We start from the raw sequence: 15,432 nt of genomic DNA on the forward strand, positions 1-15,432 counted from the left end.
AGGAATAAGTGAGTCAATGAACAAAGGGCTGAAAGGCTTGATGGTGTCTGTGATGTTGGTTTTTAGCGTATTTAGTTACGCAGAGAGCCTACCAAATAAATTAGAGAATATTGATTTTAGGGTTAATAAGGATAAAGACGCCGTCATTATCATTGAGCTAGCGACCAGCACCGCTGTGGTGGATGTTCAACGTGCTCAGGAAGGGTTAAGTATCGAGTTGATCAATACTCAGGTTGATGATGACAAGCTTTACCTACTAGATGTAAAAGACTTCGCTACCTTGGTTGAAGGTATTGAAGTCTATAAAGAGACACCAAGCACTCGGCTTCTAGCGACGATTAGCAATGACTATCAGTATGAATACAATCTAAAGGGACGTTTTATTGAGGTGGTGATCAGCAAACCAGTTATCGATCAAGTGACCAAAGAAAAAAGCGTTCTAGAGAAAGAGGGCAAGCTGATATCGATTAACTTCCAAGACATCCCAGTACGAAATGTCCTGCAGCTGATTGCTGACTATAACGATTTTAACTTAGTCGTATCTGATTCGGTCGCCGGAAACCTCACTTTACGTTTAGATGGCGTACCTTGGCAGCAAGTTCTCGACATTATCTTGCAAGTTAAAGGATTGGATAAGCGCGTGGATGGCAATGTCATCTTGGTTGCGCCGAAAGCTGAGTTGGATCTTCGAGAGCAACAAGCGTTAGAAAAATCGCGTTTAGAAGAGGAGCTTGGGGAGCTTAAGTCGGAAATCATCAAGATTAACTTTGCTAAGGCCACCGATATTGCCGACATGATTGGCGGTGAAGGTGCGGTCAGCATGTTGTCTGATCGCGGTTCGATTACCATTGATGAGCGCACTAACTCTTTATTGATTCGTGAGTTGGAGGAGAACATTGCCGTGATACGAGGCATCATTGAATCCTTAGATATTCCCGTGAAACAGGTGCAGATAGAGGCGCGTATCGTGACCGTCACTGAGGGTAATCTTGATGAGCTTGGCGTGCGCTGGGGTGTTTCCTCGACCAACGGAAGCTTCACCGTTGGTGGTTCAATAGAAGGTAATCATCCATCACAAATCACACCGTATGACGATGATGGTGGCAACAGTGCAATTGATGACTACCTCAACGTTAACTTGGGGGCGACATCGCCGAATGCATCGAGCATTGCTTTTCAGGTCGCCAAGCTTGGGTCGGATACTTTGCTCGACCTTGAACTGTCGGCACTTCAACAAGAGTCGAAAGCTGAGATTATTTCTAGCCCACGCTTAATCACCACCAATAAAAAGCCCGCTTATATTGAGCAAGGTACTGAAATCCCTTACTTAGAGTCTTCTTCAAGTGGTGCAACGTCGGTCGCATTTAAGAAAGCGGTATTGAGCCTCAAGGTGACGCCGCAGATCACACCCGACAATCGTTTGGTCTTGGATTTGAGCGTGACTCAAGATAGACCTGGGCAAGTGGTCAAGGCCGGAACAGGGGAAGCGGTAGCAATTGACACGCAAAGAATAGGTACGCAAGTGCTTGTTAATAATGGTGAAACTGTCGTTCTTGGCGGGATATTTCAACACAGCGTAAGCAGCACGGTGGATAAAGTTCCTCTGTTGGGAGACCTGCCAGTTTTGGGTGCATTGTTCCGTCGCAGCTATGAAAATGTGGGTAAAAGTGAACTACTTATTTTTGTCACACCTAAAGTTGTGATTCAGTAATGAACAATTAGATTAAAAATAAAGTTGCATTAGTGGCACCTAACCTTGATAATTTCGGGTCTTATCACGAATTATCTGTGAGGAATCGGTGCCACGGGCCTTTTAATTTCAGTACTTGTACTGACCTACCTTGTGGCGATGTCATTGAATTAACGTTGTAAATTACTGCTAAAAACATGGCTGAGAAACGCAATATTTTTCTTGTTGGCCCAATGGGCGCCGGCAAAAGTACAATTGGTAGACACCTAGCTTCCCAACTTCATATGGAGTTTCTAGACTCTGACACTGTGATCGAAGAGCGCACTGGCGCAGACATCGCATGGGTTTTTGATGTTGAGGGCGAAGAAGGTTTCCGTAAGCGCGAAGAATCTGTAATCAATGATCTGACAGAAGAACAAGGTATTGTTCTTGCGACAGGTGGTGGTTCAGTGTTGAGCAAAGAAAACCGTAACCGTCTATCTGCACGAGGCATTGTTGTATACCTAGAGACAACAATTGAAAAGCAACTTGCTCGCACTAACCGCGACAAGAAACGCCCTCTACTTCAAACAGACAACCCGCGTGATGTGCTAGAAGATCTAGCTGTATCTCGCAACGCACTATACGAAGAAGTGGCGGACTACACAGTTCGTACTGACGACCAAAGTGCAAAAGTGGTAGCCAACCAGATCGTAAAAATGCTAGAAGAACGTTAAGTTCATTTTTTCGGAGAGCAAACCCATGGAACGGATTACGGTCAATCTAGCTGAGCGTAGCTACCCTATCTCTATTGGCGCCGGGTTATTTGAAGACCCGGCGTACCTTTCTTTTTTATCAGGCAAACAGAAAGTTGTTGTTATCAGTAATGTGACAGTAGCGCCTCTTTATGCAGATAAAATTTTATCGCTATTGGATCAAGTAGGCTGTCAGACATCTCTTCTCGAGCTGCCAGACGGTGAACAGTACAAAACCCTTGAAACGTTCAATTCAGTGATGAGCTACATGCTTGAAGGAAATTACAGCCGCGATGTGGTGGTGATTGCTTTAGGTGGTGGTGTAATCGGTGACTTGGTCGGTTTTGCTGCCTCTTGTTACCAGCGCGGTATTGATTTCATTCAAATCCCGACGACCCTTCTTTCTCAAGTGGACTCTTCTGTTGGTGGTAAAACCGCAGTAAACCATCCTCTTGGTAAGAATATGATCGGCGCTTTTTACCAACCGAAATCTGTGATCATCGATACTAACTGTTTATCAACGCTTCCAGAGCGTGAGTTTGCAGCTGGCATTGCTGAGGTGATCAAATACGGCATCATTTACGATGAAGCCTTCTTTGATTGGTTGGAGCAGAATCTAGAGAAACTTTATCAACTTGATGAAGAGGCACTGATCACCGCGATTGCTCGTTGTTGTGCAATTAAGGCTGAAGTGGTGGCTTTAGATGAAAAAGAGTCAGGAATCAGAGCGTTATTGAACCTAGGTCATACATTTGGTCATGCGATTGAAGCAGAACTAGGCTATGGTAATTGGCTACATGGTGAAGCTGTGTCGTCAGGCACTGTAATGGCAGCGAAAACTGCTCAATTGCAGGGGCTGATCTCTCAGCAGCAACTTGAGCGAATTATTTCTATACTCAAGAATGCGAAACTACCAATCCATACGCCAGAAAGCATGTCTTTTGAAGACTTTATGAAGCACATGATGCGCGATAAAAAAGTGCTGTCTGGTCAGTTGCGTTTGGTATTACCAACAAGTATTGGTACTGCTGAAGTGGTTGCTGATGTGCCTCAAGACATCATTAAACAAGCGATCGATTTCTGCCGTACTCTTTAAATTTGGTTGTGAGGTTGCCTAGCTAAACTCTAGGCAACTGAAGCGTTTTACTGATCGATCTTATCAGTAGGGATCCCCAATGAGTTTGGCTCATGAATTAAGAGTATTAGAGTTAGAATCTCAAGTTGAGCTGCTAGAGCGCTTACAGCTTTTGACTAACTTTGGTTCCAACCTAGTCACGATGGCTGGTAAAACTGGCTCGGGCCGTTCTTGGTTAGCTCAGCGTTATCTGGAAGCGTGGTCGACTGAAAAAAATCAGTGTTTACTGCTTTGTCATCCAAGCCAAGACGATCAACAACGCCGCGCGCTTATTCTTAGCCAAATTGTTTCTGATCCCCTGTTTAATCAACATGATTCTTTATCAGATAGCCTGACTAGGTTACTGGATGGAGAGCCGTGTAATGTGGTTATCGTCGTTGATGATGCCCAACGACTTTCTGAGCTATTGGTATCCGAATTATGGATGTTGGTACTGGAAGCTCAATCAAACCCTCAATGGACGATCAATATCGTTCTCTTCTCGGAACCTGGCCACTTAGATACGTTATTAACGCGTTTGAGTTACGGTCAACAACACAAGCCTATCGATCTCGAGATCGATGACCTTTCGCAACCAGAAGCTGAACATTTCTTTGAATCACTGGTGATTCGATATGTTGATGATGAGTCTGAAACTCGCGTGCGACGTGCGTTTAGTAAAGCGCAACCTCTGCCCGGTGAGTTAATGGCTTTAGGAGAATTGAAAGTGGAAAAAAGGATTATTATTCGCTCAATTATTGGCTCACCGATCAATATCGCGATTGTGGTGGCCTTGTTGTTGGTTTTAATTGGTGGCGGCTATTGGTGGATGTTCAGTCAGCCAACACCAGACGATAAAGCGCAGTCGCTTATCGCACCGATTGAACAGACAGCTATCCCAACTTTTGAAGTGGAAAGTGGTACCGAGCAAGCTGGTATCGACGGAATGGTAGATTCTGAAACCGAAGCTGACATGAGTTACCAAGGCGCTGACGACGATAGCTCATCTTTGCCGCCAACTGTCGTTGAAGATACCGCGAGTGTTGGGGAAGTGGAACAAGATCAGCAACGCGTTGTGATCACCTCTGACGTGGTTGATGCTCTGCTTGATGATAAGCCTGAAAGTGCCGATACCAGCGCGATTGATGCGGCTGTTGAGGAAAATACAGAGGCAGCGGCTAGCGCGCAACCTGATGCAGCACAAGCCGAACCACAACCAACAGTTGATGAAGAATCAGATCTAACTGATTCAACACCGCCGACTAAAAAGATTACCTTCTCATTTGCTCGTGAAGAGTTACAAGCTATCTCTCCGCGAGCTTATACTTTGCAGTTGAGTGCGATGACCTCATTGGACGACGTACAGTCTTTCATTGAAGAGTATGACCTTGAGAACAAGGTTCGTATTTACCCAACACTTCGCAACGACACCAAGTGGTTTATTATCACTTATCAAGATTACCCAACGATTCAAGTGGCGAGAGACGCGGTAAGTGCGTTATCAAAACCCCTTCAACAGTTGGAACCTTGGGCAAAATCGATGAATCAAGTGCATCGAGAGATAGAACGTGCGAAATAACCCTGAGCTTAGCCTCAAAATATGTTACATTCCGCAGCCTTATTTTTGAGTTGATAGATAGAGCAGTAAATGAAAAAGCAGCGTGCCTTTCTAAAATGGGCTGGTGGTAAATATGGCCTAGTTGAAGACATCCAACGTCACCTGCCACCTGCTCGTAAATTGGTAGAACCGTTTGTCGGTGCCGGCTCAGTATTTCTGAATACTGACTTTGAACAGTACCTGCTTGCAGATATCAATCCCGATCTTATCAACCTGTACAACCTGCTTAAAACCGATCCTGAAACTTATATCACGGAAGCGAAGCGCTGGTTCTGTCCTGAGAACAACCGTAAAGAAGCCTTCTTAGATATTCGCGCTGAGTTCAATGGTACAGATAACGTCATGTATCGTTCATTGGCTTTCTTGTATATGAACCGATTTGGCTTCAATGGCCTATGTCGTTACAACAAGAAGGGCGGTTTTAACGTTCCATTTGGTTCTTATAAAAAACCTTACTTCCCAGAAGCTGAGCTAGAGTTTTTTGCCGAGAAAGCGAAAAAGGCCACCTTCGTCTGTGAGGGATACCATGAAACCTTTAGCCGCGCGCGCAAAGGCTGTGTGGTTTACTGCGATCCTCCATACGCACCATTGTCGAACACGGCTAACTTTACCTCTTATGCAGGTAATGGCTTTAGCTTAGATGACCAAGCTGCACTGGCGGATGTTGCTGAAAAAGCAGCGATGGAACGCGGTATTCCTGTTTTGATTTCAAACCACGATACGACATTAACTCGTCGCTTATATCATGGTGCGGAGTTGAACGTGGTTAAGGTGAAACGTACCATCAGCCGCAATGGCGCTGGCCGTAATAAAGTTGATGAGCTATTGGCGCTTTTCCATAAAGAGAAAAACCAGCAGCACGCATCAACGGAACAGTAATGGTCAGAATATCCGCCAAACTCATTAAATTGAGTGACCAACGGATACTTTCTTAAACTAATCCTTCGAACTGCTAGGATCTGCTTAGGTGCTTAGGTAGAATTGCACACCAAATAGTCTTGGGATTGAGTCTTGTATTTGTGTATGAGATGTCACCAAGGCGGTGATATTCGCAATTTACTCACTCTTAAGAGGTTTGGTATGAAAGATTTTCTAATCGCTCCATCGATTTTGTCTGCAGATTTTGCTCGTCTTGGTGAAGACGTAGAAAAAGTACTCGCAGCTGGTGCTGATGTTGTGCACTTCGATGTGATGGACAACCACTACGTACCTAACCTGACTTTTGGCGCGCCTATTTGTAAAGCGCTGCGCGACTACGGTATTACGGCTCCTATCGATGTTCACCTTATGGTTAAGCCAGTAGACAGTATCGTGCCTGAGTTTGCTAAAGCCGGCGCATCAATGATTACCTTCCACGTTGAAGCATCAGAGCACATCGATCGCACTCTGCAGCTAATCAAAGAGCACGGCTGTAAAGCGGGTGTGGTTCTTAACCCTGCAACGCCGCTTTCTTGCCTAGATTACATCATGGACAAAGTAGACATGATTCTACTGATGTCTGTGAACCCAGGCTTCGGTGGTCAATCTTTCATTCCTCATACGCTAGATAAACTGCGTGCTGTTCGTAAGCTGATTGATGAGTCAGGCCGTGACATTCGCCTAGAGATTGATGGCGGCGTGAAGGTTGATAACATCCGTGAAATCGCAGAAGCGGGCGCAGATATGTTCGTTGCGGGTTCAGCTATCTTCAATCAACCAGATTACAAAGAAGTGATTGATGAGATGCGTGCAGAGCTTGCAAAAGTAAACGCATAATCGTAAAACTACAGATAGATTGAATGTTAAGGGGCTAATTTGCCCCTTTTTTACGTCTTATAGCTCAACTCATAAGACGAACATAATAAATAGGAAAGTAAGATGTCATTAAGCTCAATAAAACTGATCGCCTTTGATTTGGATGGAACCTTGTTAGACAGCGTGCCTGATTTGGCCGTTGCTGCTGACCAAGCTTGTCAGGAGTTGGGCTTCCCTTCAGTGAGCGAAGAACAAGTTCGCGACTACGTAGGTAATGGTGCTGATGTTCTTATCGGACGTTCACTCAGCCGTAACCTGACGGTTGACCCAAGCCTAGAGCCAGAGCTACTAAAAAAAGCACGCATCCTGTTTGATGATTTCTATGAGCAGGGCGGTCACAAGCTGAGTCACCTTTACCCATCGGTTAAAGAGACGCTGGCTGAGCTGGATAAAGCTGGCTTCACTATGGCGCTGGTCACCAACAAGCCATCAAAGTTTGTACCAGACGTTCTGGCGCAACACGGTATTGATAAGTACTTTGTTGATGTGTTGGGTGGCGACTCTTTCCCAGAGAAAAAACCGAACCCAGTCGCGCTGAACTGGTTGCTAGAAAAGCACAATGTTAAAGCGGAAGAGATGCTGATGGTTGGCGATTCAAGCAACGATATTAAAGCGGCTAAGAATGCAGGCTGTCACTCGTTTGGCCTGACTTACGGTTATAACCACGGCGAGCCGATTTCAGCATCAAACCCTGACTATGTCGCGGATAACGTCGCGCAATTACTAGATGTCGTTCTAGTTTCAGCATAAAGCGGACAAAAGTTAGCTAACCTACTAGCAAAATACTTATCAATGAGTACACTGGATGAGCCGTACAGAAGAGCTGTGCGGCTTTTCTATATTTAAGTTAAGAAGCTAAGCGTTCAATAAACTTAGCGAATAAGCAAAGGAATTAAAACCATGAGCAAGCCCATCGTATTGAGTGGTGTTCAACCATCTGGTGAACTAAGTATCGGTAACTACTTGGGTGCTCTACGTCAATGGCAACAGATGCAAGATGATTACGATTGCCAATACTGTGTTGTAGACCTTCACGCAATTACGGTTCGCCAAGACCCGAAAGCACTGCATGAAGCGACTCTAGACGCACTAGCAATCTGTCTTGCTGTCGGTGTTGATCCAAAGAAGAGCACGCTATTTGTTCAGTCACACGTACCAGAGCATGCTCAACTTGGTTGGCTTCTTAACTGTTACACGCAAATGGGTGAACTGAGCCGTATGACTCAGTTTAAAGATAAGTCTGCACGTCACTCAAACGACGTAAACGTAGGCCTATACGACTACCCAGTGTTGATGGCTGCAGACATCCTGCTTTACGGTGCTCACCAAGTACCTGTAGGTAGCGACCAGAAACAACACCTAGAGCTAGCGCGTGATATCGCAACTCGCTTCAACAACATCTACGGTCCTGAAACGCCAATCTTCCAAGTACCAGAACCTTACATTCCTACAGTGAATGCACGTGTAATGAGCCTGCAAGATGCGACGAAGAAGATGTCTAAATCGGACGACAACCGTAAGAACGTGATTACTCTGCTAGAAGAGCCTAAGTCGATCCTCAAGAAGATCAACAAAGCGCAAACGGATGCAGAAACACCACCACGCATTGCTCACGATTGGGAAAACAAAGCGGGTATCTCTAACCTAATGGGTCTGTACTCGGCAGCGACGGGTAAAACGTTCGAAGAGATCGAAGCGCAGTACCAAGGCGTTGAAATGTACGGTCCGTTCAAGAAAGACGTAGGCGCAGCATTGGTTGAGATGCTTGAGCCGATTCAAGCTGAATATCACCGTATCCGTGCTGACCGTGCTTACATGGACGCAGTAATGAAAGCCGGTGCTGAAAAAGCCTCTGAACGTGCTGCAGTGACACTGAAAAAAGCATACGAAGCAGTAGGTTTTGTTACTCGCCCATAGGGTGAACTAACACAACTCGCTTGAGAATTTGAGCCCAAAGTAGCTGTTGTTTACTTTGGGCTTTTTCATGCCCATTCCATTTGCCTTCCTCGAAACCCCCTTGTTTGAATTGATAATTTACCCAGTATTTAGCTAGCATATCCATCGCTGTAATGCTGTGCAGATGATCTTATTTGGTACCCTCAAGCTTTATAAAATCACACTCGTTTCTATATATGTTGGAAATATATAACGTGCCAAACAATTGATGATTCCAAAGTGATAAGTTCCTCATTTTCTTGCCAACTGACTTATTCCTTTCATAAATAAACCTGATAGTTACCACAAAATACATGACTGCCCATAGATGGCAGTGACTATAACTCGATGAACTCAGGTGAAACGGATGGCTCTTTTACACAAACCTTCATTGCTAGCAGTGGCAATTGGTAGCTTGTTAACTACAAGCGCACACGCTGATTTGTTTATTTCACAATATGTGGAAGGCGGCAGCTATAACAAAGCGGTTGAGATTGCCAATAGTGGCGATAGCAGCATTAGTTTAGATGGTTACTCATTGGCGAAATCTGCCAATGGCAACGGATCATGGGGTGCCACTTTACCTTTAGATGGACACGTTTTAGCACCCGGTGAAGTACTCGTGGTCGCACATTCTAGTGCGAGTGATGAGATTAAAGCTCAAGCTGACATCATTAATGCCTCTATCGCCAATCATAATGGTGACGACCCGCTGGCTATCTTGAATTCAGACGGCTCGGTACATGATGTTGTTGGTTTGATGGGCGATGTGGACTGGGGCAAAGATGTTACTTTGGTTCGTGCGACACAAACACCTTCTGCGACGTTTGATGCTTCACAATGGGTATCGCTACCAAAAGACAGCATTGAAGGCCTAGGTTCACTAGACAGCGTTGAACTGCCAGAAGCCTTCGCTTGTACACAAGATGGCTCTGACCCAGTATTCACCACCATTCAAGAAATCCAAGGTGAGGGCGCTACATCGCCATTCATCGATGGCTACCCGTACATCACCGACGATGAATATTTCGTAAAAGGTGTGGTAAGTGCGGTAACAACAGGCCTAACTAAAGGCTTCTACCTGCAAGCACTTGAGGATGATTTCAACTCAAGCACTTCTGAGGGTCTATTTATTCATACCAACCAGTCGAGCTCAGAGCTAGTAGCCGGTGATGTAGTGTGTGTGAAAGGCAAGGTTCAAGAATACTACAGCCACACTCAGCTGAAAGTAGAAAACAACCAATGGCTAAAACAGGGCGAGCAGCAGGCACCTGAAGCGACGGCGATAGAAGTGCTAGACAGTGACGAGAACTTCGCTGCAACGCTTGAACGCTACGAAGGCATGTTGGTGAAAACAACCGAAGCGCTTGATATGCGTGTGACGCGTACCTTTGGTTATGACTACGCAGGTCGTCGTAACAACATGGTACTGGCGCATGAGCGTATTAACATGCAGCCGAACCAGCTTTTCGCCGCGGGATCTGACGAAGCGAAGCAGCAAACTGAAGACAACGCAGACCGCCGTCTGTTCGTTGAAACCGATCAAAAAGCGGCTGATGGACAAGTCCCTTTCTACCCAGATTTTGGCCGCACTGATATCGACCAAGATGGTTCAACAGAAGATTACATCCGCATTGATGACACCATTGTTGGCCTAGAAGGCGTGCTGACTTACAGCTACGGTGAGTACCGTTTAATTGCGACTAACCAGATCTCGGCTGAAAACTATGTGCGTAACGATCCGCGTACCGACAAACCAGACATGGATGAAGGCGACCTACGTATTGCGACCTTCAACGTATTGAACTATTTCAACTCTCCATTTGGTGGCGACGCGAATCAGCACGGCAATAACCGTGGCGCGAACACCATCACTGAGTTTGAGATGCAGCAAGAGAAGATTGTGAACGCGATTCTTCGCTTAGATGCAGACATCATTGGCTTGATGGAAATTGAGAACAATGGCTTTGGTGAAGGCTCTGCCATTCAGCAACTTGTAAACCAACTGAATGATCGCATTGAGCGTAAGAAAGACCGTTATACCTTTGTGGCTGTCGACTCGAACGAAGACGGCGTAACCGACGAGATGGACTCTATTGGTACTGACGTTATCACAACGGGTGTTATCTACCGTAAGAAGGTGGTTAAGCTTAAAGACAGCCGTGTTATCGCGATGCCAAGCCAACAAGCACCAGAGGTGTTAGACGATTCAGGCAAGGTGATTGAAGACGGTAAGAACTACCAACGTGACTCATTGGCGCCAACCTTTAAAGTTAAAGGCACCAAAGAGAAACTCACCGTAGCGATCAACCACTTTAAATCGAAAGGCTCTAAGTGTTGGGAAGATGCTGCTCCGATTGAGCAGGGCGGCCAAGGCGGCGTTGATGCCGATAAGCAAGGTTCATGTGAGAACTTCCGTGTTGCTGCGGCGGTTGCATTAGGTGAAGCGCTCGATGGCATCAAAGGTCACAAAGTGATCCTGGGTGATATGAACTCGTACGGCATGGAAGATCCAATGCTGGTGCTAACCGATTACTCGGAAGAGAAATACGGCAAGCAGATCAAAGCAGCTCGTAATACCTACATTGATGGTGTTGAGCAGTTTGGTGATAGCGGTGCGGTGATTACGAAGAACTACGGTTATATCAATGCTGTGGCTCAAAAGCACCCAGACAGCTGGAGCTACTCATACAATGATGAAGTTGGCGCTCTAGACCACCTGCTGATCAGCGAAAGCCTGAAAGATAGGGTTGTCGATGCTACCGATTGGCACATCAATGGTGGTGAGTCGACGTTGTTTGACTACAACGAAGAGTACAAAGGTGACCTACCTAAGTACCAAGATCACTTCCGTTCATCGGATCATGATCCTGCCGTTCTTGAGCTAAGAGTAGGCGGTTCATTTGGCTTCGGTGCTCTTATGTCACTATTTGGCTTAGCAATGTGGCGTCGTCGTAAGTAGCTCAATCACAAATAGATTGGCTTGCCATACAAGTAAGCCAATTCAGATAACTTAGGGCTATCTGTAAACAATTAAGGTCAACTTAGGTTGGCCTTAATTATTGGCGAAATGCAGTTTCCACTTGCCTTTCGCCATGGGTATTGCACAATACCGCCCCTATATCTCTCAATCATTTAGTATTTAGCAAACGATTTCGACCCATGTTACTTATCATCGATAACTACGACTCTTTTACCTATAACTTGTATCAGTATTTCTGTGAGTTAGGGGTCACTGTGAAAGTTGTTCGCAACGATGAGATTGATATTGCGGGTATAGAATCGCTGAACCCTAGCCATCTTGTTATCTCTCCGGGTCCTTGTACGCCGAATGATGCGGGAATCTCTCTGCAAGTCATTGAGCACTTCGTGGGTAAGTTGCCGATCTTAGGTGTGTGTCTTGGTCATCAAGCCATTGCTCAAGTCTTTGGTGGTGAAGTGGTGAGAGCCAGACAAGTGATGCATGGTAAAACCTCTCCGATCCGTCATAATGGTAAGAGCGTTTTTCAAGGTCTCAATAATCCTCTGACTGTGACTCGTTACCACTCTTTAGTGGTGAAAAATGGTACGCTCCCTGACTGCTTTGAACTCACTTCTTGGACAGAATTTGAAGATGGCAGTATGGATGAGATCATGGGTTATCAACACAAAACCTTGCCGATTGATGCCGTCCAATTTCACCCTGAATCGATTAAAACAGAGCAAGGACACCAGCTTCTTGCTAACTTCTTAGCGCGTTGAGTGTTTAAATTTGGCTTTTCATTCGTTCAAATAAGCCAGTTAAACGTATTACCTCGTTCGTTAAGCGTTTTAATTCGGGCGCGCCGCGTCTTCATCCCTCTGACGCCGATCACTTTTTATAACATTTCTCCCTCTTCAGGCTAAGTTTTTAGTCTATGCAATATTATTCGCCTTATTTCCTCTCGAACCCCTTATACCGCTGTACCAGTAAGGCTTTGCTGTTGATGGATAGACGTTTAGTTAAAAAAAGCTTCATAAAACAGATTGTTTGATGCATAAATAGTCATAGGTAGTGACGTTTAGCTGGTTGTTAGGGATGGCTAAAGAATAATCTACTATTGAAAAGGTTAATTAAATGTAAATATAATGCTGCGGCGGGATTATGGCGGGACAAAATATCTTTATCTCACTTATGAACCATTACGCTTATTTGCGAAGCTTGCGGTATCGAGAAGGAATGTACGATGACAGTGGAAAATAATGTAGAACGTAGTCTTTTTAATGAGGTGATGGTGCCTTGTTATAACCCAATGGAAATGATCCCAGTAAAAGGGGAAGGCGCACGCGTTTGGGACCAACAAGGCCGAGAGTATATCGACTTTGCTGGTGGTATCGCTGTGAGCTGTTTGGGTCACTGTCACCCAGCAATGGTTAATGCTGTTACCGAGCAAGCAAACAAGATTTGGCACCTAAGTAATGTAATGACTAACGAACCTGCACTGCGTCTAGCGAAGAAGCTAACTGACGTATGTTTTGCAGAAAAAGTATTCTTTGCGAACTCTGGTGCAGAAGCGAACGAAGCAGCACTTAAGCTAGCTCGTCGTTGGGCTGCGGATGTTCACGGTCCTGAGAAATCTGAAATCATTGCATTCAAACAAGGTTTCCACGGTCGTACTTTCTTTACTGTAACCGTTGGTGGTCAAGAAGCTTACTCAGATGGCTTCGGTCCAAAACCTGGCGATGTAACTCACCTACCTTACAACGATATTGCCGCTCTAGAAGCGCATATCTCTGATCGCACTTGTGCCATCATGATGGAACCTCTGCAAGGCGAGGGCGGTATCATCTCTCCAACGGCTGAGTTCGTGAATACGGTTCGTGAACTGTGTGACAAGCACAATGCATTGTTGATTTTTGATGAAGTACAAACAGGTAATGGTCGTACTGGTAACTTCTATGCTTACCAAGGTCTGGGCGTGACGCCAGACATTCTAAGCACAGCGAAGTCTCTAGGTGGCGGTTTCCCTATCGGCGCAATGCTGACGACGTCTGAACTGGCTACACACCTTAAGGTTGGTACGCACGGTTCTACATACGGTGGTAACCCACTGGCGTGTGCGGTAGCTGAAGCAGTGGTTGACGTAGTTAGCCAACCTGAGACTCTAGAAGGCGTAAAAGAGCGTGAAGCGCTATTCCGTGATGGTCTAACTAAGATTAACGACAAATACCAAATTTTCAGTGAGATTCGTGGTAAAGGCCTATTGTTAGGTGCTGCACTGAATGACGAATGGCAAGGGCGTGCGCGTGACGTATTAGTAGCAGCAGGCGAGCAAGGCCTAATGGTACTGGTTGCGGGTGCAAACGTGGTTCGTTTTACTCCATCACTGGTTATCACTAAACAAGAAATTGAAGAAGGTTTATCAAAACTAGACAAAGCAATCGCTACGCTAGTTTAGCCTGAGCGGCGTCATAGGAATGATCGCCATTAGAGCGATCTCATGACGTACTGCTAAAGGCCCAAGCTTCTGGTTTTGGGCCTATTTTGCATCTGGAGGGAATATTGATGCTAGTTGTTCGCCCAATAAAACTATCTGATTACGATGCGCTGCATACCTGCGCCGTTGAGTCAGGACACGGATTCACATCTCTTCCGGTTAACGAAGAACTGTTAACTAACCGTATTACTCACTCTGAATACAGCTTTGCCAAACAAGACGTGACTGAACCTGGTGACGAAGGCTACCTAATGGTTGGCTTCGACACAGAAACCGGTGAAGTTGCTGGTACCACAGGCATTGAAGCTTCAATTGGTTGGGACGTTCCGTTTTACTCTTACCACATCAGTAAAGTGGTTCACTCATCGCAAAAGCTTGGCGTGAATAACGTGGTGAAGCTGCTGACTTTCGGTAACAACTACACAGGGTGCAGCGAGATTTGTACGCTGTTCTTACGTCCTGATTACCGCAAAGGCTTAAACGGTCGACTGATGTCTAAGTGTCGTTTCCTACTGATGGCTGAGCACCCAGAGCGTTTCTCAAAAACGATCTTTGCTGAGATGCGTGGTGTATCAGATGCGGAAGGCAATTCTCCTTTCTGGCAATGGCTGCAAGAACATTTCTTCTCGATTGACTTCACGCTTGCCGATTACCTAACCGGTATTGGTAAGAAAGGCTTCATTGCTGACCTAATGCCTAAGCTACCTATCTACGTGAACCTACTGAGCAAAGAAGCTCAAGCGGTGATCGGAGAGGTACATGACAATACGCGCCCTGCACTTAAGTTGCTGGAACGTGAAGGTTTCACCAACCGTGGTTATGTCGACATCTTTGATGCAGGCCCAACGGTTGAGTGTGATCTAAGAAACATCGAATCTGTGCGTCACTCAATTCGAGCACAGGTTCAAATTGCAGAGCACTCTAGCTCTAAAGACTTCCTAATTGGTAATACCTCGTTTGAGAACTTCCGCGCAGTAGCCGCGAAAGGTGCGTATGACCAAGCAAGCGACACAGTGATTTTATCATCTGAAGTAGCAAGCGCTCTTGAAGTAAAAGAAGGCGAATTTGTTCGCATGTTGGCTCAGTAAGAG

12 protein-coding genes are annotated in these 15,432 nt (G+C 45.6%); all 12 read left to right on the forward strand.

Annotated features, from left to right (window positions below; translation table 11 throughout):
- Window positions 1-16: 16 nt before the first annotated feature.
- Window positions 17-1,711, forward strand: a complete 1,695-nt coding sequence (locus AB6E30_RS11145) for a type IV pilus secretin PilQ (RefSeq protein WP_372103634.1) — start codon at window positions 17-19, stop codon at window positions 1,709-1,711.
- Between the two features lie 176 nt (window positions 1,712-1,887).
- Entirely contained in the window at window positions 1,888-2,406 is a 519-nt protein-coding gene (aroK, locus tag AB6E30_RS11150) for a shikimate kinase AroK (protein WP_017061125.1), read from the forward strand.
- Window positions 2,407-2,431: 25 nt separating this feature from the next.
- Window positions 2,432-3,520, forward strand: a complete 1,089-nt coding sequence (aroB, locus tag AB6E30_RS11155; RefSeq protein ID WP_017061124.1) for a 3-dehydroquinate synthase — start codon at window positions 2,432-2,434, stop codon at window positions 3,518-3,520.
- Window positions 3,521-3,599: 79 nt separating this feature from the next.
- Entirely contained in the window at window positions 3,600-5,117 is a 1,518-nt protein-coding gene (locus AB6E30_RS11160; RefSeq protein WP_372103618.1) for an SPOR domain-containing protein, read from the forward strand.
- A gap of 69 nt (window positions 5,118-5,186) precedes the next feature.
- Window positions 5,187-6,035: a Dam family site-specific DNA-(adenine-N6)-methyltransferase gene (locus AB6E30_RS11165; protein ID WP_372103621.1), complete on the forward strand. Its 849-nt coding sequence runs from the start codon at window positions 5,187-5,189 to the stop codon at window positions 6,033-6,035.
- Between the two features lie 201 nt (window positions 6,036-6,236).
- Entirely contained in the window at window positions 6,237-6,911 is a 675-nt protein-coding gene (gene rpe / locus AB6E30_RS11170) for a ribulose-phosphate 3-epimerase (protein ID WP_017068835.1), read from the forward strand.
- A 102-nt stretch (window positions 6,912-7,013) separates the two neighbouring features.
- A complete protein-coding gene (locus AB6E30_RS11175) occupies window positions 7,014-7,700 on the forward strand; it encodes a phosphoglycolate phosphatase (RefSeq protein WP_017061120.1) in 687 nt (228 codons plus the stop codon).
- Between the two features lie 150 nt (window positions 7,701-7,850).
- Entirely contained in the window at window positions 7,851-8,867 is a 1,017-nt protein-coding gene (gene trpS, locus AB6E30_RS11180; protein WP_050632388.1) for a tryptophan--tRNA ligase, read from the forward strand.
- Window positions 8,868-9,252: 385 nt separating this feature from the next.
- Window positions 9,253-11,847: an ExeM/NucH family extracellular endonuclease gene (locus AB6E30_RS11185; RefSeq protein WP_372103623.1), complete on the forward strand. Its 2,595-nt coding sequence runs from the start codon at window positions 9,253-9,255 to the stop codon at window positions 11,845-11,847.
- A gap of 200 nt (window positions 11,848-12,047) precedes the next feature.
- Window positions 12,048-12,626 carry an aminodeoxychorismate/anthranilate synthase component II gene (locus AB6E30_RS11190; protein WP_010435229.1) on the forward strand — a complete coding sequence of 193 codons (579 nt, stop codon included), beginning with the start codon at window positions 12,048-12,050 and terminating at the stop codon, window positions 12,624-12,626.
- 464 nt (window positions 12,627-13,090) lie between these two features.
- The gene (locus tag AB6E30_RS11195; protein ID WP_008222315.1) at window positions 13,091-14,302 is read left to right on the forward strand and encodes an aspartate aminotransferase family protein; all 1,212 of its coding nucleotides are present in this window, start codon (window positions 13,091-13,093) and stop codon (window positions 14,300-14,302) included.
- A gap of 107 nt (window positions 14,303-14,409) precedes the next feature.
- Complete coding sequence (astA, locus tag AB6E30_RS11200) at window positions 14,410-15,429, forward strand: arginine N-succinyltransferase (protein ID WP_372103626.1); 1,020 nt, start codon at window positions 14,410-14,412, stop codon at window positions 15,427-15,429.
- Window positions 15,430-15,432: the final 3 nt, after the last annotated feature.

Source organism: Vibrio sp. 10N.247.311.12 (genome assembly GCF_041467515.1).
In the GTDB taxonomy this organism is placed as follows: domain Bacteria; phylum Pseudomonadota; class Gammaproteobacteria; order Enterobacterales; family Vibrionaceae; genus Vibrio; species Vibrio crassostreae_C.

Excerpts from the sequence above, each read along its gene's own strand:
- AB6E30_RS11145 (WP_372103634.1), top strand. The coding sequence starts at position 17 with ATGAACAAAGGGCTGAAAGGCTTGATGGTGTCTGTGATGTTGGTTTTT.
- aroK (WP_017061125.1), top strand. The coding sequence starts at position 1,888 with ATGGCTGAGAAACGCAATATTTTTCTTGTTGGCCCAATGGGCGCCGGC.
- aroB (WP_017061124.1), top strand. The coding sequence starts at position 2,432 with ATGGAACGGATTACGGTCAATCTAGCTGAGCGTAGCTACCCTATCTCT.
- AB6E30_RS11160 (WP_372103618.1), top strand. The coding sequence starts at position 3,600 with ATGAGTTTGGCTCATGAATTAAGAGTATTAGAGTTAGAATCTCAAGTT.
- AB6E30_RS11165 (WP_372103621.1), top strand. The coding sequence starts at position 5,187 with ATGAAAAAGCAGCGTGCCTTTCTAAAATGGGCTGGTGGTAAATATGGC.
- rpe (WP_017068835.1), top strand. The coding sequence starts at position 6,237 with ATGAAAGATTTTCTAATCGCTCCATCGATTTTGTCTGCAGATTTTGCT.
- AB6E30_RS11175 (WP_017061120.1), top strand. The coding sequence starts at position 7,014 with ATGTCATTAAGCTCAATAAAACTGATCGCCTTTGATTTGGATGGAACC.
- trpS (WP_050632388.1), top strand. The coding sequence starts at position 7,851 with ATGAGCAAGCCCATCGTATTGAGTGGTGTTCAACCATCTGGTGAACTA.
- AB6E30_RS11185 (WP_372103623.1), top strand. The coding sequence starts at position 9,253 with ATGGCTCTTTTACACAAACCTTCATTGCTAGCAGTGGCAATTGGTAGC.
- AB6E30_RS11190 (WP_010435229.1), top strand. The coding sequence starts at position 12,048 with ATGTTACTTATCATCGATAACTACGACTCTTTTACCTATAACTTGTAT.
- AB6E30_RS11195 (WP_008222315.1), top strand. The coding sequence starts at position 13,091 with ATGACAGTGGAAAATAATGTAGAACGTAGTCTTTTTAATGAGGTGATG.
- astA (WP_372103626.1), top strand. The coding sequence starts at position 14,410 with ATGCTAGTTGTTCGCCCAATAAAACTATCTGATTACGATGCGCTGCAT.